Source organism: Tomitella biformata AHU 1821 (genome assembly GCF_000524475.1).
Classification (GTDB): Bacteria; Actinomycetota; Actinomycetes; order Mycobacteriales; family Mycobacteriaceae; genus Tomitella; species Tomitella biformata.
On record NZ_BAVQ01000070.1, the window covers coordinates 13822 to 37801 of the forward strand.

At 70.0% G+C, this 23980-nt stretch carries 17 protein-coding genes and 1 pseudogene; 2 read left to right on the forward strand and 16 right to left on the reverse strand.

Going from position 1 to position 23980, the window contains the following annotated elements:
* Window positions 1-14: 14 nt before the first annotated feature.
* The gene (locus TBIF_RS15360; protein ID WP_024795660.1) at window positions 15-416 is read right to left on the reverse strand and encodes a YchJ family protein; all 402 of its coding nucleotides are present in this window, start codon (window positions 414-416) and stop codon (window positions 15-17) included.
* A 47-nt stretch (window positions 417-463) separates the two neighbouring features.
* On the opposite strand from TBIF_RS15360, the gene TBIF_RS15365 reads away from it, so the two are divergent.
* Both TBIF_RS15365 and TBIF_RS15370 read left to right on the forward strand, forming a co-directional pair.
* Window positions 464-1747: an alpha-hydroxy-acid oxidizing protein gene (locus TBIF_RS15365; protein ID WP_038171498.1), complete on the forward strand. Its 1284-nt coding sequence runs from the start codon at window positions 464-466 to the stop codon at window positions 1745-1747.
* A gap of 36 nt (window positions 1748-1783) precedes the next feature.
* The gene (locus TBIF_RS15370; protein WP_024795662.1) at window positions 1784-3733 is read left to right on the forward strand and encodes an acetoacetate--CoA ligase; all 1950 of its coding nucleotides are present in this window, start codon (window positions 1784-1786) and stop codon (window positions 3731-3733) included.
* Window positions 3734-3756: 23 nt separating this feature from the next.
* Here TBIF_RS15370 and TBIF_RS15375 read toward each other — a convergent pair whose 3' ends face one another.
* The 15 genes and pseudogenes from TBIF_RS15375 to trmB form a co-directional block, all read right to left on the reverse strand.
* The gene (locus TBIF_RS15375) at window positions 3757-4737 is read right to left on the reverse strand and encodes an ABC transporter substrate-binding protein (protein WP_024795663.1); all 981 of its coding nucleotides are present in this window, start codon (window positions 4735-4737) and stop codon (window positions 3757-3759) included.
* 11 nt (window positions 4738-4748) lie between these two features.
* Entirely contained in the window at window positions 4749-6524 is a 1776-nt protein-coding gene (locus tag TBIF_RS15380) for a siderophore-interacting protein (protein ID WP_024795664.1), read from the reverse strand.
* A gap of 59 nt (window positions 6525-6583) precedes the next feature.
* A complete protein-coding gene (locus TBIF_RS15385) occupies window positions 6584-8341 on the reverse strand; it encodes an ABC transporter ATP-binding protein (RefSeq protein ID WP_024795665.1) in 1758 nt (585 codons plus the stop codon).
* Entirely contained in the window at window positions 8338-10044 is a 1707-nt protein-coding gene (locus TBIF_RS15390; protein ID WP_051461578.1) for an ABC transporter transmembrane domain-containing protein, read from the reverse strand. The genes TBIF_RS15385 and TBIF_RS15390 overlap by 4 nt, the downstream gene beginning before the upstream one ends.
* Window positions 10041-10871, reverse strand: coding sequence for an ABC transporter ATP-binding protein (locus tag TBIF_RS15395; protein WP_024795667.1), 831 nt, complete (start codon window positions 10869-10871; stop codon window positions 10041-10043). Before TBIF_RS15395 ends, TBIF_RS15390 begins: the two co-directional genes overlap by 4 nt.
* Window positions 10868-11959 carry a FecCD family ABC transporter permease gene (locus tag TBIF_RS15400; protein WP_372435125.1) on the reverse strand — a complete coding sequence of 364 codons (1092 nt, stop codon included), beginning with the start codon at window positions 11957-11959 and terminating at the stop codon, window positions 10868-10870. Before TBIF_RS15400 ends, TBIF_RS15395 begins: the two co-directional genes overlap by 4 nt.
* 26 nt (window positions 11960-11985) lie before the next feature.
* Window positions 11986-12987: pseudogene (locus tag TBIF_RS15405) on the reverse strand (FecCD family ABC transporter permease); the annotation flags it as partial.
* A gap of 100 nt (window positions 12988-13087) precedes the next feature.
* On the reverse strand, window positions 13088-14248 hold the full coding sequence (locus TBIF_RS15410; protein ID WP_024795670.1) for a lysylphosphatidylglycerol synthase transmembrane domain-containing protein: 1161 nt from the start codon (window positions 14246-14248) through the stop codon (window positions 13088-13090).
* Between the two features lie 4 nt (window positions 14249-14252).
* Window positions 14253-15782 (reverse strand): adenylate/guanylate cyclase domain-containing protein, encoded by a 1530-nt coding sequence (locus TBIF_RS15415; protein WP_307810581.1) that lies wholly within the window; start codon window positions 15780-15782, stop codon window positions 14253-14255.
* A gap of 75 nt (window positions 15783-15857) precedes the next feature.
* Window positions 15858-16772 carry a carbohydrate kinase family protein gene (locus TBIF_RS15420; protein WP_038171499.1) on the reverse strand — a complete coding sequence of 305 codons (915 nt, stop codon included), beginning with the start codon at window positions 16770-16772 and terminating at the stop codon, window positions 15858-15860.
* A gap of 109 nt (window positions 16773-16881) precedes the next feature.
* Window positions 16882-17589 (reverse strand): class II aldolase/adducin family protein, encoded by a 708-nt coding sequence (locus TBIF_RS15425; protein WP_024795673.1) that lies wholly within the window; start codon window positions 17587-17589, stop codon window positions 16882-16884.
* 61 nt (window positions 17590-17650) lie between these two features.
* Window positions 17651-19375, reverse strand: a complete 1725-nt coding sequence (ctaD, locus tag TBIF_RS23755; RefSeq protein WP_051461580.1) for an aa3-type cytochrome oxidase subunit I — start codon at window positions 19373-19375, stop codon at window positions 17651-17653.
* A 159-nt stretch (window positions 19376-19534) separates the two neighbouring features.
* Window positions 19535-22510 carry an MMPL family transporter gene (locus TBIF_RS15435; RefSeq protein ID WP_024795674.1) on the reverse strand — a complete coding sequence of 992 codons (2976 nt, stop codon included), beginning with the start codon at window positions 22508-22510 and terminating at the stop codon, window positions 19535-19537.
* A gap of 16 nt (window positions 22511-22526) precedes the next feature.
* Complete coding sequence (locus TBIF_RS15440; protein ID WP_024795675.1) at window positions 22527-23186, reverse strand: NYN domain-containing protein; 660 nt, start codon at window positions 23184-23186, stop codon at window positions 22527-22529.
* A complete protein-coding gene (gene trmB / locus TBIF_RS15445; RefSeq protein ID WP_372435121.1) occupies window positions 23183-23965 on the reverse strand; it encodes a tRNA (guanosine(46)-N7)-methyltransferase TrmB in 783 nt (260 codons plus the stop codon). Before trmB ends, TBIF_RS15440 begins: the two co-directional genes overlap by 4 nt.
* Between the last annotated feature and the right edge of the window lie 15 nt (window positions 23966-23980).

Below are 23980 nucleotides of genomic sequence, written 5' to 3' on the forward strand. Positions count from 1 at the left end.
ATGGGGCCGCCGATTCAGACGGCCCCATCCACATAGACCCAGGCGCCGTCGACCCGGGTGAACCGGCTGTTCTCGTGCTGGCGGCCGCGGCGGCCGCCGGACAGGTACTGGGCCACGAATTCCACGGTGCCCTCGGCGTCGAGCAGGCCGCCGCCGGTGGTGTTCAAGATGGTGAGACGGGTCCACTCGGTGTCGTCGTCGAGTTCGAGGCTGCGCGGGCGGGTCGCGGGATGCCAGGTGCGCATCAGGTAGGCGGCGTCGCGTACGGCGAAGGCGCTGTACCGGGAGCGCATCAGCTGGGCGGCGGTCGGCGCGGCGGCCTCGCCGCCTGATCGGGCACCGCCTGATCGGGCGCTGTGGAATCGGCCGCAGCAGAGCTCGTATTGCTCGCCGGATCCGCACGGACACAGGCTCATGGTGGACCCAGCTCCATAGAAGGCACATCCGCATTATCCTCCGAGGCATGACGGACAATGCCGAGGGGCCTGGGCGTGCGCGCCAGAATGTGATCTATCGCGACGGCGTGCTGGGGCGAAACCCCAAGATCCCCACGGACTTCGCAGCGTTGGAGCGGGCGGCGCGGAAGAAGGTCTCGCCGACGGCGTGGGCCTATGTGGCGGGCGGGGCCGGCGCGGGCTCGACGATGGACGCCAACCGGGAGGGCTTCGACCGCTGGAAGATCGTGCCGCGGGTGCTGCGGGACGTCTCCAGCCGGAACCTGTCCGTGGAGCTGTTCGGGCGCCGGATCCCCGCGCCGATCCTGTTCGCCCCGGTGGGCGCGGCGGAGCTGGTGCACCCCGACGCCGACGTCGCCATCGCCGGGGCGGCCGCGGACCTGGGCCTGCCCTATATCTTCTCCAACCAGGGCAGCGCGCCGATGGAGGCCAGCGCCGCCGCGATGGGCACCGCCCCACACTGGTTCCAGCTGTACTGGAGCAAGGACGAGGAGCTCGTGGACAGCCTGCTCCAGCGGGCGGAGAAGTCCGGGGCCGACGCCATCGTGGTCACCCTCGACACGACGATGCTGGGCTGGCGGCCGATGGACCTGAACCTGGGCTCGCTGCCGTTCGCCCGCGGCAAGGGCATCGCGCAATACACGTCGGACCCGCGGTTCCTCGAGATTGTGCGGGACCGCATTAAGAACCCGGCAGGGGTGCAGGCCGATGTGGAGGTCACGCTCGGCGCGATCCGCTCGCTGATCTCGATGAGCAGGCGCTATCCGGGGAAGGTGCTGCAGAACCTCCGCTCGCCCGAGCCCCGTGCCGCGGTGGAGACGTTCCTGGATATCTACTCGCGACCGTCGCTGAGCTGGGACGATATCGCGACGCTGCGGCAGCGGACCAGCTTGCCGATCCTGCTCAAGGGCATCCTGCACCCGGACGACGCGCGGCATGCGGTCGACGCGGGAGTCGACGGCATCCTCGTCTCCAACCACGGCGGCCGACAGGTCGACGGCAGCATCGGGGCGATGGACGCGCTGGAGACCATCGCGCCGGTGGTCGAGGGCCGGGCGACGGTGATCCTCGACAGTGGAATCCGGGGCGGGGCAGACGTCTTCAAGGCACTCGCACTGGGGGCCGACGCGGTCACCGTCGGCCGTCCGCATCTCTACGGCCTTGCCTTGGGCGGCCGGGCGGGGGCGCGGGACGCGGTCGCGAACATCGTCGCGGAATTCGACCTCACGCTCGGGCTCTCCGGCCTCACCAGCATCTCTGCCATCACACGGGATGCGCTCACCAGAATATAATTGGGCACAACTGATGCTCGAGCGGCGGAGGACCTAGTGGCTGAACTGTTGTGGGAACCCGCCGAGGCTGACATCGCCGCATCGAGGATCGCCGATTTCGCGGCCTTCGTGGCACGCACCCGCGGCGTGGACGTGGGGACCTACGCGGGCCTGTGGGCGTGGTCGGTCGAGGAGCTGGGCGAGTTCTGGCAGGCGGTGTGGGACTACTTCGAGATCTCCACCGCCACCGACACTGACCCCGGCCCGGCCCTGGTGACTGCGGAAATGCCTGGCGCGCAATGGTTCCCACACGCGCGGATCAACTACGTGGACGAGATCTTCAAACGCGGGGACGACGCGCGGCCCGCGATCATCGATTTGGGTGAGCGCCGCGACGCGGCTGAGACCTCGTGGCCGGAGCTGCGCCGACAGGTCGCCGCGCTAGCGCACACCCTCCGTGCGGGCGGGGTCGGTCTCGGAGACCAGGTCGTCGGCTACCTGCCCAACATCCCCGAGGCAGTCGTCGCGTTCCTGGCCACGGCCAGTATTGGCGCGACGTGGGCGGCGTGCGGCCAGGACTACTCCGCGCCGGCGGCGATCGACCGGCTGGGGCAGCTGGAGCCCGTTGTGCTGGTCACCGCGGACGGCTATCGATTCGGTGGCAAGGATCGCCGGCAGCTGGACGCGGTGGGGGAGCTGCGCGCGGGCCTGCCCAGCCTGCGCCAGACGATTGTGGTCCCGCGGCTGGGCGAGCCGAACCTCCCCGATGGCTCCTTGGCGTGGGCCGACGCGACGGCGGGCGAGCACGATCTGGTCACGGAGCGGGTGCCGTTCGACCATCCGCTGTGGGTGGTGTTCTCCTCTGGCACCACGGGATTGCCGAAGGGGATCGTGCACGGGCATGGCGGCGTCCTGCTGGAGCATCTGAAAGCGACTGTGTTGCAGTCAGATCTGGGGCCGGCCGACACGTTCTTCTGGTTCACGAGCCCGAGTTGGATGATGTGGAACTTCCAGGTGGCGGGGCTGCTGGCGGGCGCGACCATCGTGACCTATGACGGCAGTCCGGCCACGCCCACCCCCGATGCGTTGTGGGCGTTGGCCGCCCGACATCAGGTGACCTTCCTGGGGACCAGCCCCGGCTATGTGCTGGCCTGTGAGAAGGCGGGCGCGCACCCCGCGGCGGAGCACGATCTGTCCGCGCTGATGGTGCTGGGCGTCACCGGCGCGACACTGCCTGCGTCCTCCGCGCGGTGGATCATGGCGGAGGTCGGCGAGCGCGTGCAGATCGCGTCGATCAGCGGGGGCACGGACGTCGTCACGGCGTTCATCGGCGCCGCGCCGAATGTGCCGGTGTGGGCGGGCGAGCTGTCGGCACGCTACCTGGGCGTCGCACTGGCGGCCTATGACGACCACGCGCGGCCGGTGACCGGTGAGGTCGGGGAGCTGGTGATCACCGCGCCGATGCCGTCGATGCCCGTCAGGTTCTGGAACGACCCCGACGGCGCCCGCTACCTCGCCGCCTATTTCGACACGTATCCGGGCGTGTGGCGGCATGGCGACTGGGTGCTGGTCACCGACCGGGGCAGCGTGGAGGTGCACGGGCGCTCGGACTCGACGCTCAACCGCAATGGCATCCGGATGGGCAGTGCGGATATTTACCAGGCGGTGGAGTCCCTGCCGGAGGTCGCGGAGTCAATGGTGCTGGGTGTCGAGGAGCCCGGCGGCGGGTATTGGATGCCGTTGTTCGTGGTGCTGCGCGAGGGCTTTGCGCTCGACGACGCGCTGCGCGAGCGCATCCGGACGGCGGTGCGGGAGCAGGCCTCGCCGCGGCACGTGCCCGACGAGATCCTCGAGGCCCCCGGCATCCCGCACACCCGCACCGGCAAGAAGCTCGAGGTGCCGGTCAAGCGGCTGCTGATGGGCGCCGACCCGGCCACGACGATCGACCTGACCGCCGTGGACGTGCCGGAGCTCATCGACTGGTATGTGGGGCAGAGCCGCGGCTAGGAACCACGGCTGGGGGACTACGGCTACGCGCCGCGGGTCTGTTGCAGCGCCGCCTCGAACTGGTCGAGCATGTAGAAGGCCTGCGAGTACCCGCTGACGGTGGTCAGGCCGACCGGGGCGACGACCTTGGCGTTTGCGGACAGCAGGGGGCTCTCGACGAGCGTGCGCTGGAACTCGTCGTATTCGCCCTCGAAGTTGGAGCCGACCAGCACGATGCCGGCGTCCGTGACATCGCCGAGGTTCTCGAACGCCCCGATGAACTCGCCGGGGCTCTTCTCCCCGGAATCGTCCTGGACGGCGTCGATGAACGTGGCGCCGGCGTCGGTGAAGATCCGGCCCGCCATGGAGTCCGGCCCGTAGGCGGTGAAGCCGGTGTTGTCCCAGGAGCTGATGACGACGATTTTGTTGGCGGCGAGCTCGGCCGCGTACTCGCTCTTGATCTGCGCCGCGCGGTCCTGGTACTTCTTCTCCAGAGCGTCGACCTTGTCGGAGGTGCCGAGGATCTCGCCGGCCCCGGCGACCCGGCCGCGCCAGTCGCTGCGAGCCTCGCCGTCGACCTTGAAGATGGCAAGGGGGCCAGCGGCCTCGAGGTGCGCGAGCTCCTCGGGAGTGTTGCGGTCGATCGCCAGCACGAGGTCGGGGGAGAAGGTGAGCACCTGCTCGGTGTTGACGCCGTCCGTGACGTCGAACTTTTCGGGGATCGCCGCATAGGCCGCGCGGTTGCCGGGCGCGATGATCGACTCCGGGTACTGGGCGGCCGCGACGAGGGTGCCGCCGGCCTCCAGGATGGGCTGGATGCTGGCGTTGTGGACGCCGACCAGCCGCTGCGGCTCGGCGGGAATCTCATAGCTCGCGCCCTGGATCTCGATGACCCGGACACCGGCGGCCGGGCCGTCGGACCCGTCGGCCGAGTCCGCGGCCGAGGAGCAGCCTGCTAGTGCCAGGGCTGCGGCAAGGCCGCCGACGATGGCGCGGCGGGCGCGGGTGGAAAACGTGATTTTCATTGGTCTCCTGGTTAGCGGGTGAAGCGGGCGAGGTCGAAGCTCATACCGATGGCGCTGGCGGACACGGCGAGCCCGGCGGCGTCGGCTAGTGCTGCCAACTCCGCCGCCGTCCGGCGCCCGGCCCCGAACAAGCACAGGCGGCGCAGGTCCTCCTCGGCGTCGTGCTCGTCGCGCCGAGACTCGTCGAGGACCTGGGTGACGGCGAGCAGCGTCTCCGCGGCGGGCGCGAGCCTGCGCAGCAGCGCGACGGCATCGCGGTCCGCGTGCTCGTCGAGGACGTCCACGAGCACGATGGCGTCCACGGCGGGAAAAGTGCCGTCGAACAGTGAGCCCTCATGGCGCACAACGGTTCCCGGCGCTCGGACGTCGGCCACCGCGCGGTCGAGCGCGGACGGCAGACCTACGAGGTACACCGTCAGTCCGGGGTGCGCGCGCAGCAGCTCGTCGGCCCAGACGCCCGCCGCCTCGCCAGCGAGCGCGACGGCGGTGGCGGTGGAGAAGTCGACGCGCTGCGGTAGCAGTGGGGCGGTGTAGGCGGCGAGGGTGGTGACGCCGTCATGCCGAGAGTCGCCGAGGACGCGGTCGGATTCGATTGCCGCAGTGAAGACCCCGCCCTCGAAGGGGGCGGCGGACCCGGTGCGCACAGCCCCGAGCAGGCCAGCGAAGGCCAGGTCCATCCGCGACGCGGCGCCACGCAGGTCGAGGACCTCCGCCCCGGGGCCCTCCTCGGCGAGCACGGCGCCCATGGCGGCGGTGGCCCACTCGTCGGGCGCGGTGGTGGCGACGACGTCGATGGTGGACAGGTAGCGCAGGAGCTTGCCCAGCGCGCGGGGATCGGCGCCGGTGGCGGCAGCGAGGGCCGCGGTGGTGTTGGCCCCGGACTCGATGAGGCCCGGGAGGCGCAGGGTGGCGGCGACGCGGATGGCATACGGGGGCAACAGCTCGGTGATCTCGTGCAGGCGAGCGGCAGCGCCGGGCTGGTTGGGCGTCACCTCCTGCTGGCGCCAGTAGCCGACGATCTCGACGCGGTCCTTCGTCAGGCCGCAGTACGCGCGCAGGTGCTGGCGGATGGGGCGCAGCATGTTGGCCTCGCCTGCGGCCCAGGCGTAGCCGCTGCCGGCCCGTGGTCCGAGCTCCTGGACGGCGGCGGCCAGTCCCGGGCTGCCCGCGCTGCGGTAGAGCCAGCGGATGTCGACGTCCGCGGCGGTGGGCAGGTCCTGGCGGTGCTCGGGGTGCGCCACCTCGATGACCACGGTGATGGCCAGCCCGGCGGGGGCGTCCGCCAGGCAGCGGCCGATCGCGGGCAGTGCGGTCTCGTCCCCAGCGAGGATCAGCCAGTCCAGGCCGTCGGGCAGCGGGGCGGAGCCCTTGGGGCCGGCGAGGTCGAGGCGGTCCCCGGCCCGGACGCTGTTGGCCCAGTTCGCGGCCAGCCCGCCGGTGTGCTGGACGAAGTCCACGACGACGCGTCCGGCAGCCGGGTCGTACTCCCGGACGGTGTAGGTGCGGGCGAGCTCGATGGACTCGGCGCTCCAGTCCAGGCGGCCGTCAAGCTGCTCGGGGAGCGTCGGCAGGCCCGTCTCCGGGTGTGCGAGAAGCAGTTTGACGTCATCGTCGAAGCCCGTGCTGCGGAACTCCGGCACCTGGGCGCCGTCGGCGTCGTGGGCCCGGAGGCCGGCGCCGCCGAGGGTCACCCGGCGCATCCCGGGCGTGAGGTCGAGCACCTCGAGGACCTCGAGTTGGCGACGGTAGATCGGGTACACCGACCGCGTGCGGATTGAGCGGGCCATCACACCTCCATAGACTTAGGGCAGGCTAGCCTAAGCGCAGGATGGGTGTTCGGCCGCCCTCAGATTTCGCGCCCCGCGGTCCAGTTCGCCCACAGCTGCGCGTATTTGCCGCCCGCCGCGACCAACGCCTCGTGGGAGCCCGTCTCGACAATCCGGCCGTCCGCGACGACCGCGACGACGTCCGCGTCGGCGGCCTGGCTCAGGCGGTGCGCGATCACGAGGGAGGTGCGGCCGGCCAGCGCCGCGCGGGCGCCGTCGTCCAGCTGCCTCGCGCCGGCGCTGCCGGCCTCCGCGGTGGCCTCGTCGAGCAGCACCAGCGGGGGGTCGAGGAGCACGATGCGGGCCAGCGCCAGGTGCTGGACCTGGGCTGGGGTCAGCCGGTGCCCGTGGGCGCCGACGATGGTGTCGAGCCCGTCGGGCAGGGCGCGCAGCCAGTCCGTGGCGCCGACGGTCTCGAACGCGTCGAGGATCTCGTCGTCGGAGGCGCTGGGCGCGACCAGGCGGACGTCCTCGCGCAGCGGCCCGGCGAACACGTGGGTCTCCTGCGTGACTAGGGCGACGGTGCGGCCGGCGGACTGCGGGCCGAGGATGGCGCCGCCGAGGGTGATCGAGCCGGCGGACGGGGTGCGCACACCCGCGACGAGCGCGGCGAGGGTGCTCTTGCCGGCCCCGGACTCGCCGACGAGCGCCAGCTTCTGGCCGGGCTCGATGGTCAGGTCGACGTCGCGGAGCACGGGATGGTCGGCGCTGTAGGAGTGGGAGACGCCGCGGATCTCCAGGCGCGAGTCGGCGGCGGCGTCGGGGGCCGGCGGGCTCATCGGCACCGCGGCGGGCTGCTCGTCGATCACCCCGACGATGCGCTGCAGGGAGGCCACGCCGGACTGGACGGTGTCGATCACCAGCAGCAGCTGGCCGATGGGCCCGAAGAGCCGGTGGAAGAGCAGCATCGCGGCGGTGGTGGCGCCGACGGTGGCCGCGCCGGCGTCGACCAGGGTGAAGCCGACGACGAGCAGCGCGGTCATGCCGACCAGCTCGGCCAGGTTGAGCCGCGCGAAGAAGCGGTTGATGACCAGCCGCGCGGAGATCGACAGCTGCACCACCGCCCAGGAACTGCGGGCGATGTCCTCCACGCGGGCGGGGCCGGACTGGTAGGCGTGCACGGTGTCGACGCCGTGGATGGCGGTGAGCACCCGCTGCGCCCGCACGCCCATCGCGCGGCGCTCGGCGGCGTAGATGGCCGGCGCCGTGCGGCTGTAGCGCCAGACGGCGAAGGCGTGGAACGGCAGGATCGTGGCCAGCGCCAGCGCAAAGCGCCAGTCCATCGCGCCCAGCAAGACGAATGTCGCGCCGATCGTGAACAGTGCGCCCGTGATGGCAGGCAGGGTCTCGTTGACTGCGCTCGAGACCGCGGAGACGTCGTCGGTGGCGCGGGAGACGAGGTCGCCGGAGGAGGTCTCCTCGATACGGGCCAGCGGCAGGGACAGGCCGACGTCGAGCATCTGCTCGCGCAGTCGCGCGATCATCGTCTCGAGGAGCCGGGCGGAGAGGACGAAGCCGACGGCCCCGAGCGCCGCGGCGGCGAGCACGGCGGCGGCCATGGATCCGCCCAGCCAGGCCAGGTCCGCGCCGGTGGCGGTGTCGTCTTCCACGAGATCGACAACGCGGCCCAGCGCCCACGGGGTCACCAAGCCGGCGAACGCCGCCGCGGTGAGCACGACGAAGGTCAAGAGGAGGGCCGGGCGGTTGCCGCGCACGAGCGTTGCGCAGTGGGTTCCCACCCGGCGCAGGCTGGCGACGGGCAGGACAGGCGCGCTCATGCCGGCACCCCCACGAGGTCGATCACGCGGTCCGCAGCGGCGGCCCAGGCGGGGGAGTCGGTGAACACCAGCGTGCTCTGGCCGGCGCGCACGGCGGGGATGCGCTCGGCGATGCGCTGCTCGGTTACGGAGTCCACGGCGGAGGTCGGGTCCACGAGCACCAGCACCGGGGCTTTCGCGGCGAGGGCGCGGGCCAGGGCGACGCGTTGGCGCTGGCCGCCGGACAGCGACCGGCCGGCCTCGCCGACCTCGGTCTCGGCGCCGTCGCGCAGCACCCGCAGCACGTCATCGGAGGCGGAGGCGTGGATGGCGGGGGCGATGGCAGTGGCAAGTGAGGAGACAGTAGCGGGCCCGCCGGTGCCGAGCGCGATGTTCTCGGCAACGGTGCCCTCGAACAGCGTGAGGTCGTGCGCCGCGACGAGCACCGTGCTCCGCACCTGCTCCAGGGCAAGGTCGAGGGCGTCGCGCCCGTCCAGGGTGATGGCGCCGTCGGCAGGGAGCGCGCGGCAGGCCAGCGCCGCGGTCACGGCCTCGGTGGTCTCGGGGTCGGCGCGCACGACGATCGTCTGGCCGGGCTCGAGCGTGAGGGACAGGCCTGCGAGATCGTCGAGGCGCAGGACGGGGACGGGACCGGCTGCGAACGCGGGCCCGTTGAAAGCTGGTAGGGCCGTCACGAATGGTTGCCGCAGGACCTCGAGGATCCGGCCGGACGAGGCGAGGCTGGCGGCCCACACGACGCCGACGTTGCGGCTGAGCGCGCCCATCGGGCCGATAATGAACTGGGCGACGCCGACGACCATGATGAGCTGGCCCACAGAGAGATCGCCCCACATCGCTTGTGCGCCAGCGCCGATCGCGATCGCGGCGAGGAAGATCCCGGCGATGGCGTCCATCGTCCCAGTGAAGCCGGCTTGGGAGCGGTTGGCGGCGAGCGTGGCCCGCAGCGCGGCCTGGGAGGTGGCCTCGTAGCGGGCGGATGCGGCCCGCTCCGCGCCGAGCCCCTTGATGACGCGGAAGCCGGACACGAGGTCGGAGGCGGAGCCCGCGGCCTCGGCGGCGGTGGCCTGGCGCGTGGCGCTGCGGCGGCGCAGGGGTGCGCCGAGCTTGTCCATCGTGAGGAAGAGCAGGGGCGCGCCGAGCAGCACCGCCAGGCCCAGCGGCCAGGAGATGAGCAGCAGCACGATGCCGGCGAACAGTACGGCCGCGATCTCGCCGATGGGGTAGACGACTAGCGCGACCGACCGCGCCAGGGCCTGGGTGTCGGAGTTCGCGATGGAGAGGGCCTCGCCGGGCTGGCGGCGCCGGCCCCCGAGCCCGCGGGGGTGCAGGAGGCGGCCGACGACCAGCAGCCGGATGCGGTGCTCGACGATATTCGCGCTGGTGAACCCGATCAGCGAGCCGATCCGGTACGAGTAGGACAGCACCGCGAAGTTCACGATCAGCGCGGCCACCCACAGCACGAGCTGGCCGCGGTCGCCGGTGGCCACGGCACGGTCGATGGCCAGGCCCATGATGATCGGCACCATCGCCTCGCCGAGTTGGTGCCCCACGGCGAGCAGCCCGGCGGGCACGGTGCGCCACGGCTGGGACGCGATGACGCGGAAGACCAGTTGGCGCGGCGTCGTGTCCTGGTCGACGAGGATCGGCCGCACCCGTGCCTCGCGGTGGTCGGCGGGGATGCGCAGGGTGCGGGGGAGGCTCACCGGCGTGCGCGGGCGGTGTTGCGGGTGCCGATGGGCACCACCAGCGGGCCGCCGGCGACGGGGTCCTCGATGACGGCGGCGTTGAGTCCGAAGGCGTCGAGCAGCAGTTCGGCCGTGATGACGTCGGCGGGCGGGCCGGTTTTGATGATCTGCCCCTCGCGCATGACGATCAGGTGGTCGGAGTAGCGGATGGCCAGGTTCAGATCATGCAGCACCATCACGACGGTGCGGCCGAGGTCCTCCTGCAGCCGGTCCACGAGGTCTAGGACGTCGACGGCGTGCGCCAGGTCGAGGTAGGTGGTGGGCTCGTCGAGTAGTAGCAGGTCCGTGCCCTGCGCGAGGGTCATGGAGATCCACACCCGCTGGCGTTGCCCGCCGGAGAGCTCGTCGACGGGCCGGTCCGCGAGGTCGAGTATGCCGGTGAGCTCGAGGGCCTCCGCCACGTGGTCCTCGTCGTCGCTGGACCACTGGCGCAGCCAGGACTGGTGGGGGTGCCGGCCGCGGCTGACGAGGTCCCCGACGGTGAGGCCCTCTGGCGAGGTCGGGGCCTGGGGCAGCAGGCCCAGCAGCTTCGCGACGTCCTTTGTTCGCATCCCGCGGATATCCGCGCCGTCCAGGCGCACGATGCCCGCCGAGGGCTTGAGCAGGCGGGACAGGGCGCGCAGCAGCGTGGACTTGCCGCAGCCGTTGGGGCCGATAATCGTGGTGACCTTGCCCGTGGGGATGTCCAGGGTGAGGTCGTCGATCACCGTGTGGTCGCCATAGCCGACGCGCAGGCCGGTGGCGGCCAGTCTCGGAGTTTGGCCGGGAGCCTGGTTGGGGGTCATGCCGACGCCTTTCGGTTGGCTCGCACGAGCAGGTACAGCAGGAAGGGGCCGCCGATGGCGGAGGTGACGATGCCGACGGGCAGCTCGACCGGCAGGACCGTGCGCGCGATGAGGTCGCCGCCGACCACGAGGATCGCGCCGCACAGGGCCGACGCGATGATGGGCGGCCCCGGCGAGCGCAGGAGGCGCAGCGCCACCTGCGGGGCGACGAAGGCCACGAAGCCGATGGGGCCGGCCGCGGCAGTGGCGACGGCGGCCAGGATGACCGAGGCGAGCATGAGCAGCGCGCGGCCGCCCTGCAGCCGCTGGCCCAGACCCCGGGCCACGTCGTCGCCCAGGCGCATGATGGCCAGCGCGAAGGAGCCGGCCACCGCGACGAGGGCGACGATCCCGATCGTCCACGCGGTGGGGGCGACCTGCGACCATGCCGCCCGGTTGAGCGAGCCCGTCAGCCACACCTGCGCGCGGCCCACGTCGTTGATGTCGGCGCGGACGATCATCCACGCCGTGAGCGCTTGCAGGGCGGCCCCAACCCCGATGCCGATGAGGATCAGCCGGAACCCGTCCACCCCCCGCCGCCACGCCAGGACGTAGATCAGGATGGCCGTCGCGAGCCCGCCGAGCAGCGCGGCGGCTGGGACTCCGAACGCGGCCAGCGCGCCGGAGGTGGCCCCGCCGCCGAGGATCAGGAAGACCGCGGCGACGCTGGCGCCCTGGGTGATGCCGAGGATGTCGGGGCTGGCCAGCGCGTTGCGGGAGATGGACTGCATGATCGCGCCGGAGATGCCGAGGCCGAGGCCGACGAGCAGGCCGATGAGCGAGCGGGGCAGCCGCAACTCCATCACGATGAACTCGTATTGCTTCTCGCCGTGGCCGAAGAGCGACGCGAGGACGTCGCCGGGTGGGATGGGGAAATCGCCGCGGCCGATATTCAGGCAGAACACGGCCAACAGCGCCGCCACCAGCAGCGCGGTGACGAGGACCTGCCGGGGCCGCCACACCAGGGAGATGGGGCCGAGTCGCACGCCGGGGCGGCCGGGGACGGTCCGGTGCCCGGTCTTGCCCGCCAGCTCGGTGGTCCCCGCCAGTTCTGTGGTCCCTGCCAGTTCGGCGGTCACAGCGCCGCCAGCTTCCGGCGGCGCACGAGCGCGACGAAGAACGGCGCGCCGACGAGCGCGAGGATGATGCTGACCTGGATCTCGCTGGGACGGTCGACGACGCGGCCGAGGGTGTCCGCCAGCAGCAGCAGCACGGCGCCGAGCAGCCCGGAGCACGGGATGATCCAGCGGTAATCAGGGCCGGTGAACACCCGGACCACGTGGGGGACCACGAGGCCGAGGAACGCGATGGGTCCGCACGCGGCCGTCGCGGCGCCGGTCAGCAAGGTGATGGCGATGATGCCGAGCACGCGTGTCGCGGCGAGGTTGGTGCCCAGGGCGCGGGCAACGTCGTCGCCGAGGCTGAGGATGTTCAGCCCGGGGCTGCCCACGATGGCTAGCAGCACTCCGACCGCGATGAAGGGCAGGACGGTCCAGATGATTCCGTAGTCCGGGCGGGAGATGGAGCCGACGACCCAGAACCGCATCTGGTCCAGGCTGGTCTCATCGATGAGCACAACCGCGGACGTGATCGCCCCTAGGAACGCGGACACGGCGGCGCCCGCGAGGATCAGGCTGAGGGGACTCGAGCGGCCCGCGCCCAGGGACGCCAGGCCGAACACCACGACGGAGGCGACCGCCGCGCCGAGAAACGCGAACCACAGGAACTGGAACGGGCTGGTGATGCGCAGCACGTAGATTGCCACGACCACGGCGAACGCGGCGCCGGCGCTGACGCCGAGCAGGCCGGGGTCCGCCAGGGGGTTGCGGGTGTGGCCCTGGATCAGCGCGCCGGAGATGCCGAGGGCGATGCCGGCGACGAGGCCGAGGATGGTCCGCGGGACGCGCATGCTTCGGATGATGATGGCGGTGTCCGTCTGTCCGCCGTGCAGGATGCCGTCGGCGATCTCCGACAGCGACATCGGGCGGGCGCCGAGAGCGACACTTGCGAGCATGGTGCAGGCGAGGAGCACCACCAGGCCGAGCAGCCAGCCGAGCCTACGTCGCCGGAGGCTGGCCGGCGCCGCAGGGCGGGGCGCAGCCAGGGGACGTTCAACGGTCGAGTGCACCCGGTTAGGCTAGCCTTGCCACTGCGTTCCTGTGTGCTGGGGCGCCCACTTAGTCGGATCGGGGTGGCTCGGCTCCGCTGGCTTCGTCGTTGCGCGGTGCCTCAGACTCCGTGCCCGCCGTGCCTTTTGCGCCATCCGCGAGTTCGGCGAGTTCGCGCACCCGGAGGTCCTTATCGGCCTGGAGGTCCTCGCGGTCCTGGAGCCGGTACATGACGATGAAAATGATCCAGCCGATGATCGCGACCAGGATGAAGCTGACGAGGCGGTAGATCAGCACGGCGGCGACGGCCTTGGCACTGGTGAGTCCGCTGGCCACGAGCGCGGCGATGAGGGTGCCCTCCACGAAGACCAGTCCGCCGGGGGCCAGGGGAATCGCGCCGACGGCCTTCGCGGCCGCGTAGGCGATCGCGAGCCCCGCCAGACCCGGCTCCGCGCCGACCGCGAGGCAGGCGAAGCCGAGGCAGGCGATGTCCGCCACCCAGTTGTAGAACGACCAGCCGAACGCCTCCGCGGTGTGCTTGTTGCTCATCTGCACGGACTCGAGCTGCTTGATGATCGCGTGCCAGCGCTCGAGGCCCTGCTCCTCGGGCTTGCTGCGCACCCAGTTATAGCCGCGCAGCGCCCAGCGGCCCAGATCCTCGAGAGAGTCCGGATGCGAGGCCACATAGCGGCCGGCGAAGAGCATCGCGAGCAGCCCGACGATGGTGAACACGATGGTGAACGGGTTCACGGCGGTGCCGACGAACAGCGCGCCGCCGACGCCCAGCACCGCGAGCCCCGCCGCGGCCAGCACGCCGGACATCGCGACCTGCCAGGACGCGACCACCGGCGATGCGCCCCAGCTGCGGGTGCGGCGATAGGTGAACGCGGTGGAGAACACTTGGCCCGCAGGCAGAGTCAGGCTCATCGCGGTGCTGGAGTAGATGACGGACAACGATTTGAGCTGGGAGATCTTCACCCCGGCCGCGCCGAGCAGTACTTTTTGGACCCGACCGAAACTGCTCATCGAGGCGGCTTGCGCCAAGATGCAGGCGGCCACCCAGCCCCAGTGGATCTCGGTGAGGTCCTGCCAGGATTTGCTCAGGGAGGGCCAGATGATGAACGCCTCGACGGTGAGCACGGTCAAGAGGGCAACGCCTAACGCCCATTTTACCCACCAGAACCGGTGTCGGGGCACCGAGTCGCCGGTAGTCGCGGTGGGCTGGGCCATTTGGTCAGACTACTTCGTGGACTTCGCAGTCCCCGACGGGATGCGCTATCTGGGTGACCTTGCTACGCCCGTGCAGTTGAATTTGCTGACCGAGTGTCCACAACCTCTGCTCGGCCGCGGCGGCCTCCCCCAGGATCGTGGAGGAGGCGAATACCCGGGACGGGTCACGTTTGGCCAGGTCCGTAAGCCGCGCGGCCTCGTTGACCGGGTCCCCGATCACCGTGTACTCGAACCGCTCGGCGGAGCCGACGTTGCCGGCCACCGCGATGCCGGCGGATACGCCGACGCCCGCGTCGATCCCCGTCAGTCGGGACAGCTCCACGTGTAGCTCGCGGGCGCAGCGCAGGGCCGCAGTGGGCGAGTCGGGCCGATGCAGCGGGGCGCCGAAGACGGCGAAGACCTCGTCGCCGATGAACTTGTTGACGAAGCCTCCATTGCGGTGCACCACGTCCACGACCACCCGGAAGAACTGGTTGAGCAGCTCGACCACCTCGGTGGGCGGGCGGGCCGCGGCCAGCGCCGTGGAGGCGATCATGTCGACGAATAACACTGCGACGAACCGGGTCTCGCCGCCCAGGACGGTGTCGTTGCGCATGGCGCGCCGGGCCACGTCCACGCCGACGTGTTGGCCGAAGAGCTGCTCAATGCGGCGCCGCTCCTCGGAATCTTGGACCATCCGGTTGAAGCCGACCTGCAGCATGCCGACCTCGCTGCCGTCGTAGACGGAGACCGCCACGTCCTTGTCGCCTCGGCCGAGCCGCAGGATCGCCTCGCGCAATTGGCGGATCGGGTCGGAGATCTGGGAGGACACGAGCGCGGTTAGCAGCAGCGAGGTGACCATCGTCAAGGCGATCATCACGATGATTGCGATGCCCACGGCTTGGGGGGTCGCGTCGATGAAGCCGCCGAGGTCGGCCAGAGCGAGCGCGAGCACGCCGACGGCCGGGGTCAGGGTGCCGAGAGCCCAGGCCAGCAGGAGCCGGACATTGACGCCAGGGGCGTAGTGCGGCGCGAACTCGCCGTCGGAGAGGGCGCGGGCGGCGACGGGGCGCAGGATCCGCTCGCCGAGCAGGTAGCTGGTGCCGAAAGTGCCGATGGACACCAGCGTGACGACCGCGCCCGACGCGACAGCCAAGTCGGGCGACTGCTCGTAGGTGAGGGCCACATACAGCGCCCCGCCGAGGAGCCAGATCGCCAGGTGGATCCGGGATTGCCGCAGCGGCGCGAGCATGACGGCGGACTGTTCCGCGGGGGTGGGCGATCCGCCGCGCGCGTACCAGCGGACGACCGGGGCCAGCATCGCGGCGGCGGCGATGGCGCTGATGATGAGGCCGACGCCCAGGTAGGCGTAGGAGATCGAGTAGATGAGGGAGAGGTTGTCATGCAGGGCAGGGGTGGCCTTGACTGGCAGCACCCACCGGACCAGCACGGTGCCGATGGCGGAGGCGAAGATGTTGGCGCCCATCATGCTGAGGATGTAGAGAATCCAGCGGCTCTGGTAGCCGCGGGAAACCAGCAGACGGAAGGTGCTCACCGCATCACCGTAGTGCGGCGGATCGGCGTGGGCACGCAACTGTCCTGAAATCTCTGTGCGCCTGGCGTCTCGGGATCAACCCGCCGCGTGCAGCTGGGCCCGGGCCAGATCGAAATCGCCGTGATCGGAGCCGAGCCCCCCGGCGACGAGCCCGGCGGTGGCGTTGCCCAGGACGGCCGCTGTGCGCGGTGCTTGGCCGAGCGAGAGGCCGCGGAGATATCCCGCGGAGAAGGCGTCGCCGCAGCCGGTGGTGTCGACCACGTGCGCAGCCAGCGCGGGGGCGGTGAACTCACCGTCCGCATCGGCCACCAGCGCCCCGTCCGCGCCGGCCGTGGCCACGACGGTGCCGATCCCGCGCTCGCGCAGCGCCTGGCAGCCGGTCGCCAGGGTGGTCTCGCCGGTGAGGCCGAGGACCTGTTCCGCATTCGGCAGCAGGTGGTCTAGGAGGGGGAGCGCCTGCGAGATCCACTCGAGCAGGCCCGGATTGCCGTCGGTGAGGATGTCCGCGGAGGTGGTGACGCCGTGCTCGCGGGCGAAGGCGAGGATCTGGGCCGCGGTCTCGCCGCCCAGGAACTCCGGTCCGCCGAGGTGTAGGTGGGTGGACTCGGCGATGGCGTCCCAGGGGACGTCGTCAAGCCCATAGCCGGCGTTGGCGCCGACTACGTGGAAGGCGGGCCGGTCCCCGTTGAGGCGGATGGGCAGGACGCTGGCGGAGGTCTGCACGTCCGCTCGGCGGACCATGGCGGCGGTGTCGACGCCGCCGCGTTCGAGCAGGCTCAGCAACATGTCGCCCGCGGCATCCGCCCCCACCGCGCCGGCGGTGCGCACCCGCGCGCCGAGCTTGGCCAGTGTCAGGGCGGTCCCGCCCGCCGTGCCGGCCGCGGTGATCTTGATCTGCTCCACCAGTTGGGAGCCCTGGCCCTCTGGGATGGACTGGACCGGGCGCACCAACACGTCGAGCACGTGCACGCCGAGGGTCACCACTCGCATATCCGACAATTCTCCAGCTCCCTCAAGTCTTCGCGCCCGGCGATCCGCCGTCCCTGAATGTAGTGGGACGGTCACGCTCGCGTGCCGAGACCGCAAAACTCCGGCGGGATCAGTCGGCCTCCGCTATGGGCTGCGTCGTGCCGTAGTTGCGGACCAGCACCTGCCGGATGACCGCCATCTGCTGCTCGGTGTCGAGCGCCCGCGGCTTTCCGATACTTGCCGCGCGCCAATACATCTCGCAGGCCCACTCGAGCAGCAGGGTATGAGCCACGGCAATCTCCAGGTTCTGCCCGTGGGTGAGGGCGCCGTGGTTGGCCATCAACACCGCGGGACGGCCCTCCATGGCGCCGAGGACCGAGCGCACCAACTCCTGGGTGCCGAAGGTGGCATAGGTGGCCACGGGAATGGCCCCGCCGAGGGCGAGCATCTGGTAGTGGATGCAGGGCAGCTCGTCCAGCACGCAACTGACGGCGGTGGCCATCGGCGCATGGGTGTGGACGATGGCGCCTGTGTCGCTGGAGCGATAGAGCCCCAGGTGCAGCCCCAATTCGGACGTTGGCTGGAGGTCGCCGGCGAGCACGTGGCCGTCGGCGTCGACCAGGACCACGTGGTGCGCCTCCATCGTGGCGAAGTCGCCGCCGGTGGGGGTGATGGCGAACGCGTCAGAGGTCCCAAACGCATCAGCTTCCGCGCTGCCGGGCCGGGCGACGCGGACGCTCACGTTGCCGGCGGTGCCGAGCACGAGGCCGCGGCGGGCCAGCTCTCGGCAGGTGTCGGCGATCTGCCTGCGGGCCTGGTCAAATTGCGGAGCGCTCATTTTCCCACGCTACCGCAGTTGGCGCGTCGGGCACGGGCTTGGGGACCTCGGCTCTGGAGCGCTACTCCTCGATGGTGTGGGAGTGCTGCGGTTCGCGGCGGCCCGCGTGCCGCTCCGCACGGAGGCTGTCCACCATCTCCGGGTAGTGCAGTTCGAAAGCTGGCCGCTCGGAACGGATCCGGGGCAGCTCCGTGAAGTTGTGCCGCGGCGGCGGGCAGCTGGTGGCCCACTCCAGTGAGTTGCCGTAGCCCCATGGATCATCCACCGTGACGACCTCGCCGTAGCGGAAGCTTTTGAACACATTCCACAGGAACGGCAGCATCGAGGCGCCGAGCACGAACGCGAAGATCGTCGAGATCGTGTTCAGGACGGTGAACCCATCGGTGTTCAGGTAGTCCACGTAGCGCCGCGGCATGCCGGCGTTGCCGAGGAAATGCTGGACCAGGAACGTGCCGTGAAAGCCCACGAACGTCAGCCAGAAGTGCCACTTGCCGAGCTTCTCGTCGAGCATCCGGCCTGTCATCTTCGGGAACCAGAAGTAGATTCCGGCGTACGTGGCGAAGACGATGGTGCCGAAAAGCACGTAGTGGAAGTGCGCGACGACGAAGTAGGTGTCCGTGACGTGGAAGTCCAGGGGCGGGCTGGCCAGGATGACGCCGGTCAGGCCACCGAATAGGAAGGTCACGAGGAAGCCGACGGAGAACAGCATCGGCGACTCAAAGGTCAAGTGCCCCTTCCACATGGTGCCGATCCAGTTGAAGAACTTGACGCCGGTCGGAACCGCGATCAGGTAGCTGAGCAGCGAGAAGAACGGCAGCAGCACGGAGCCGGTGGCGAACATGTGGTGTGCCCACACCGTCATCGACAGCGCGCCGATGGAGATGGTGGCGTACACGAGTCCGACATAGCCGAAAACCGGCTTCCGGGAAAAGACGGGGAACACCTCGGAGACGATGCCGAAGAACGGAATCGCGACGATGTACACCTCGGGGTGGCCGAAGAACCAGAAGAGGTGCTCGTAGAGGATGGCGCCGCCGTTGGCCGGGTTGTATATCTGCGCGCCCACCTGCCGGTCCAACTCCAGCGCCAGCAGAGCCGCGGTCAACACCGGGAATGCGAGCAGCACCATGATCGAGGTGACCAGGATATTCCAGGTGAAGATGGGCATCCGGAACATCGTCATGCCCGGCGCGCGCAGAGTCACGATGGTGGTGATCATGTTGACCGCGCCGAGAATGGTGCCGACGCCGGCCAGCGCGAGGCCCATGATCCACAGGTCCCCGCCGGCGCCGGGAGAGTTGGTCGCGTCGGAGAGCGGGGTATAGGCGAACCAGCCGAAGTCGGCCGCGCCGCCGGGGGTGAGGAACCCACCGACGACGATGAGCCCGCCGAACAGATAGAGCCAGTACGACAGCGCGTTCAAACGGGGGAATGAGACGTCCGGGGCACCGATCTGCAGGGGCAGGACCGCGTTCGCGAAGCCGAACAGCACCGGGGTGGCGAACAGCAGCAGCATGATCGTGCCGTGCATCGTGAACAGCTGGTTGTACTGCTCGTTCGAGAGGAACTGCTGCTCCGGCCGGGCCAACTCCGCGCGCATCAGCATGGCCATCAGCCCGCCAAGGAGGAAGAACCCGAAGCTAGTGAACAGGTACAGCATGCCGATCACCTTGTGATCGGTGGTGGTGATAATGCGGTACAGGGCGGTGCCGGACAGCCCGCCCGTGCCGGGATGGGGCCGAGTCAGGGTCGGCTCCACCCCGGGTGCGGGCGCGATATCTGTCATATCCAACACCGTTCGCTCGGCTCGCTGGACGCAGATGAGAGTGGTCGAGGCAGCTCGGCACAGCAGATCAAGAGCGCATTGCCAAATACCGTAGTCGCTGTCCGCTAAATAAGCGATGGCCCCGGAGCAGATCTCCGGGGCCATCGTCAATGCTGGGAATTACTTGTCGTGGTCTTCTCGACTGCGTCGCAGCAGGTCTTCGACGGTGACCTGCTTGGCGTTGTCGGCGTCGCGGTGCCGGCGGTTGTCTTGGCCGCCCTCGGCCGCGGGCTCCGCCGGCGGCTCCGTCGGGCGCCGGCGCTTGCCCTCGGGCGGAGCGCCGGGCTGGGTGCCGGCGGTCGGACTAGTAGTCGCCGGGGGATTCCCGGCCGCTGGCAGCGGGCGCCGCGCGGGCGCGGTCGGCCGGTCCTCCCAGGGGAACAGCGGTTGCGGCCGGTCAGTCCAGGACGACTTGCCGGAGAACTGGCGGGCAGCGGCATCGCTCGGCAGGTTGCCGGGCGGCGTCGCCCGCCGCCGACGGGGTGGCTCGGTGGCCGACCGCTCAGGCGCCTGCGGCTCGGTGACTCGGGGTTCGGTGACTCGGGGCTCGGCAGGCTTGGGCGCACGGCGCGGTGGCGTGGCTGGCGGCGCGAGGGGTTCGGACCTGGGCTGCTCCGAGGGCGTGACCGGTGGCAGTGGGAACCGCGCGACATGCGGCGCGGTGGCCCCGCCCGCTGGGCCGTTCGCCGGGCCATTCGCTGGGCCATTTGCCGGGCCGCCCGCTCCCGGCGCGTCGGGCATGCCGAAGCGGGGCGGGAGGATGGTCGGGCGCTGGATCGGCCGCGGAGCCGGGGGCGACACCGGTGCGGCCGTGGCGACAGGCGCGGCAGGGGCCACGGGCATCTCGGGGACGATGCGTCGGGGGGCCAGAGGCTCCGCGGCAAACGCCGGCGTCAGGTCCGCAGTGATCCGCGGAATGATCGTCGTCACCTGATTGGCGGCGACGGCGCGGTGGACGGGGCGCTCGTCGGGCAGGTGCACCTCGCCGAGGCCGATCTTGTGCTGGATGCGCTTCATCCAGCGCGGCGCCCACCAGCAGTCATCCCCGAGCAGCGTCATCACCGCTGGGACCAGCAGCATGCGGATGACGGTGGCGTCGAGGACCAGCGCGGCGATCATGCCGTACGCGATGTACTTCATCATCACGATGTCGGAGAACCCGAAGGCCCCGGTCACGACGATCAAGATCAGCGCCGCGGCCGTGATGATGCGGCCGGTGTGGGCGGTGCCAGCCCGGATGGACTCCTGTGTGGTCGCGCCGTTCTCCCTGGCCTCGATCATTCGAGATAGCAGGAAGACCTCATAGTCGGTCGACAACCCGAAGATGATCGCCACCAACAGCACCAACACCGCGGACATCAGTGGACCTGGGGTGAAGTTCAGGAATTCGGAGAAGTGGCCGTCGATGAAGATCCACGTCAGGATGCCGAGCGTCGAGCCGAGTCCCAACGCACTCATGAGGACGGCCTTGATTGGCAACACCAGCGATCCGAAGGCCAGGAACATCAGCATGGTGGTGACCAAGACGATGAATATCAGCATCATGGGCAGTCGGTCCAAGAGCGCGGTCACGGTGTCCTGCGTCATCGCGGGCACACCGCCGACCAGGATCTCGACGCCGTCGGGCGCGGAGATGGCGCGCAGTTCGTCGATGGTGGTGCCGGGCTTATCGGAGTCGACCAGGCCGGAGGTCAGCATATTGACGCCGTCGACCGAGGGCTTGGCGACGAAGGGCCCGGTGAAGCCCTCGACCTGCTGCACCTGGAGGGCGATGTCCATGAACTGCTGGTCGTCGGCGCCGGTGATGACGACGTTGACGGGGTTCGTGCGGAAGGTCGGGAACAGCTCGTCGAAGTGCTCCTGCGCGACGCGCGTCTCATTGTTCGGGGGCAGGTAGGTCTCGCTGAGCCCACCGAACGCGATGCTCTTGAAGGGCACGATCAGGAGCAGCAGAACCACGACGATGGGGGTGGCGACCCAGGCCGGGTGCTTCATCACCCAGTCGGTCAACTTCCCCCAGAAGCCGTTCTCGATCTCCTCCTTCGTCTTGGTGCGACGCAGGAACGGCAGGCCCCACGCGTCGACCCGCTTGCCGAGCATGCCGAGGAGCGCCGGCAGCACGGTAATGGAGAGCAACGCGGCGAGGAAGATTGCGGCGAGGCCGCCGAGCGCCACAGATTTCAGGAAGCCTTGCGGGAACATCAGCAGGCCCGCGAACGAGACGACGAGCATCGTGGCCGAGAACAGGACGGTCCGACCGGCCGTCATGACGGTGCGGCGGACCGCCACCTCCACCTCATAGCCCTCGGCTATCTCCTCGCGGAATCTGCTCACTATGAACAGCCCGTAGTCGATGGCCATGCCGAGCCCAATCAGCGTCACCACCGGCTGGGCGAAGGTGTTGACCTCGATGAAGTGCGTCAACACCCACATCGCGCCGGTGGCGCCGGCAATCGTGAGCACGCCGATGATAACCGGCAGGCTGGCCGCGACGACGCCGCCGAAGACGAAGAACAGCAGTAGTGCGACCAGGGGCAGCGCGATGATCTCGGCGCGGAGGGTGTCCTTCTCCATGCCGGTGCCGAGCGCATCGCCGATGGCCTGCAGGCCCGAGACCTCCACGGTGGTGCCGGGTATGTCGAAGGCGTCCTCGAGGGATTTGAACTGGTTCAGCGACTCCGTGTCGGTGGTGCCGGTCAACTCCACGCTCGCGAAGGCGTGGTGCTTCGTCGGGTCGGCGAGGGCCGGTGTCTTGAGCGACCAATAGCTGTTGATCGTCCCGATGGTGTCGGGGTGGTCCGCCTTGACCTGGTCGAGGTGCCCGGCGACCTTCTCGGCGAACGCCGGGTCATCGACCGTCAGGCCCGCGGGGGCCGTGAAGACGAGGATGATGTCGCTGGAGTGGTCTCGGCCGAAGGTCTGGTCGGCCAGGATCGCCGCCTGGGTGGACTCCGAGTTCGGGTCGTCGTAGCCGCTCTGGCTCAGCTGGGCGGGCAGCCCGAGGCCGAACACGCCGCCGATGAGCAACATCAAGGTCAGCACGCCGACAACAAGGCGGCGATGGCGGTAGACGAACCGCCCCCAGAAGGCGAACAACGTTCGGTGCTCCTATCTAGCGGCTGTTGAGCAGGGCGGAGAGCGGGCGGAACGGCTGCAGCCAAGCACCCTCGTCGGGCAGGGAGTCCAGGCTGACGCGCGGCAGCGGCTCGCGGAAGACCCCGGGGATGTCCTCGAGGTCGACGAAGCTCAGCAGGGACGAGCTCACCGCCCAGCTGGCGTGCTCGCGGAAGCCGATGACCTGCACCGGGATGCCGGCGGCGGCGATCAGCTCCAGGGGCTCGCGGAAAGCTTGCCCGTCGGCTGACGCGACCACCAGGCCCGCGAGGCCGGGCCCCTGGTGGCGCAGCGCGATGTGGTCGAGCATGTCGGAGTCGACATCGCTGTCATCGTCGATCTTCGGCTTCGCGAACACCGCGAAGCCCACGTTGCGCAGGGCCTCTACCCACGGCCGGACCACGTCCGCGCTGCCGTGCGCGATGTTCGTGAACACCGTCGCCTCGGGCTCGAGCAGCTCGCGTTGCCCTGGGGCCTCAAGGGCCGTGAGCTCGGCGGTGAAGTTGAGGAGCCAGCGTCCCAGGGCGTCGAACCGGGGCCGGTGCGCGGCCGTCGGGCGTCCGCCGAGGATCGCGCCGAGCCCCATGTCGAGGTTGGGCGCGTCCCACACCAGCAAGACGTGCTTGCCGGGCGCTGCGTCTTGGTGGTCCTGGCTCATGAGTCGGTTTTTCTCCAGATCATCTCTGTGACGGGGCTCCCGGCGCGTTGAGCCTTGCCCTCGAACTTTGTGACAGGGCGGTCGAGGCTGATCGGGGCAACTCCGTCGAGCCTACGCAGTGCGGGCTCCGCGAGGCTCGCTTCTGCGATCGCTTCGGCATAATCGGCGTGGTCGGTGGCAACGTGTAGGACGCCGCCGGTCTTCAGCCGCGACGCGATCAGCGAGAACGTCGCAGGTTGCAGCAACCTGCGCTTATTGTGGCGCTTCTTCGGCCACGGGTCCGGGAAGAAAACCCGCACGCCGGTCAGTGACTCGGGGGCAATCATGTTCTCCATCACATCGACACCGTCGCCGCGGAGCAACCGCAGGTTGGTGATGCCCCCGCGCTTGATGGCGTGCAGCAGCTGGGCCAGTCCGGGCTTGTAGACCTCGACGGACATGACGTTGAATTCGGGTTCCAGGGGCGCCATCGCGGCGGTGGAGGTGCCCGTGCCGGCGCCGATCTCCAGGATCAGCGGCGCGACGCGGCCAAACCACTCCTCGGCGTCGATCAATTGGTCGGAGACGTCGCGGCCGATCGTCCCCCACGTCTCCTCCCACGTTTGCAGCTGCGCCGGGGTCAGGGTGCCGCTGCGGGTGCGAAAGCTGGTGACGCGGGGATGCAGGCGGGAGCGACCGTATTTGTCCCGCTCCACCGCGTCCGGTTCCACCCCACGCGATTCCGTGGCGTTGGGGGCGTCTTCCGGCTGATTTTGAGGCGTCGTTTGGGCATTGTCCACACGTACATGCTTCCG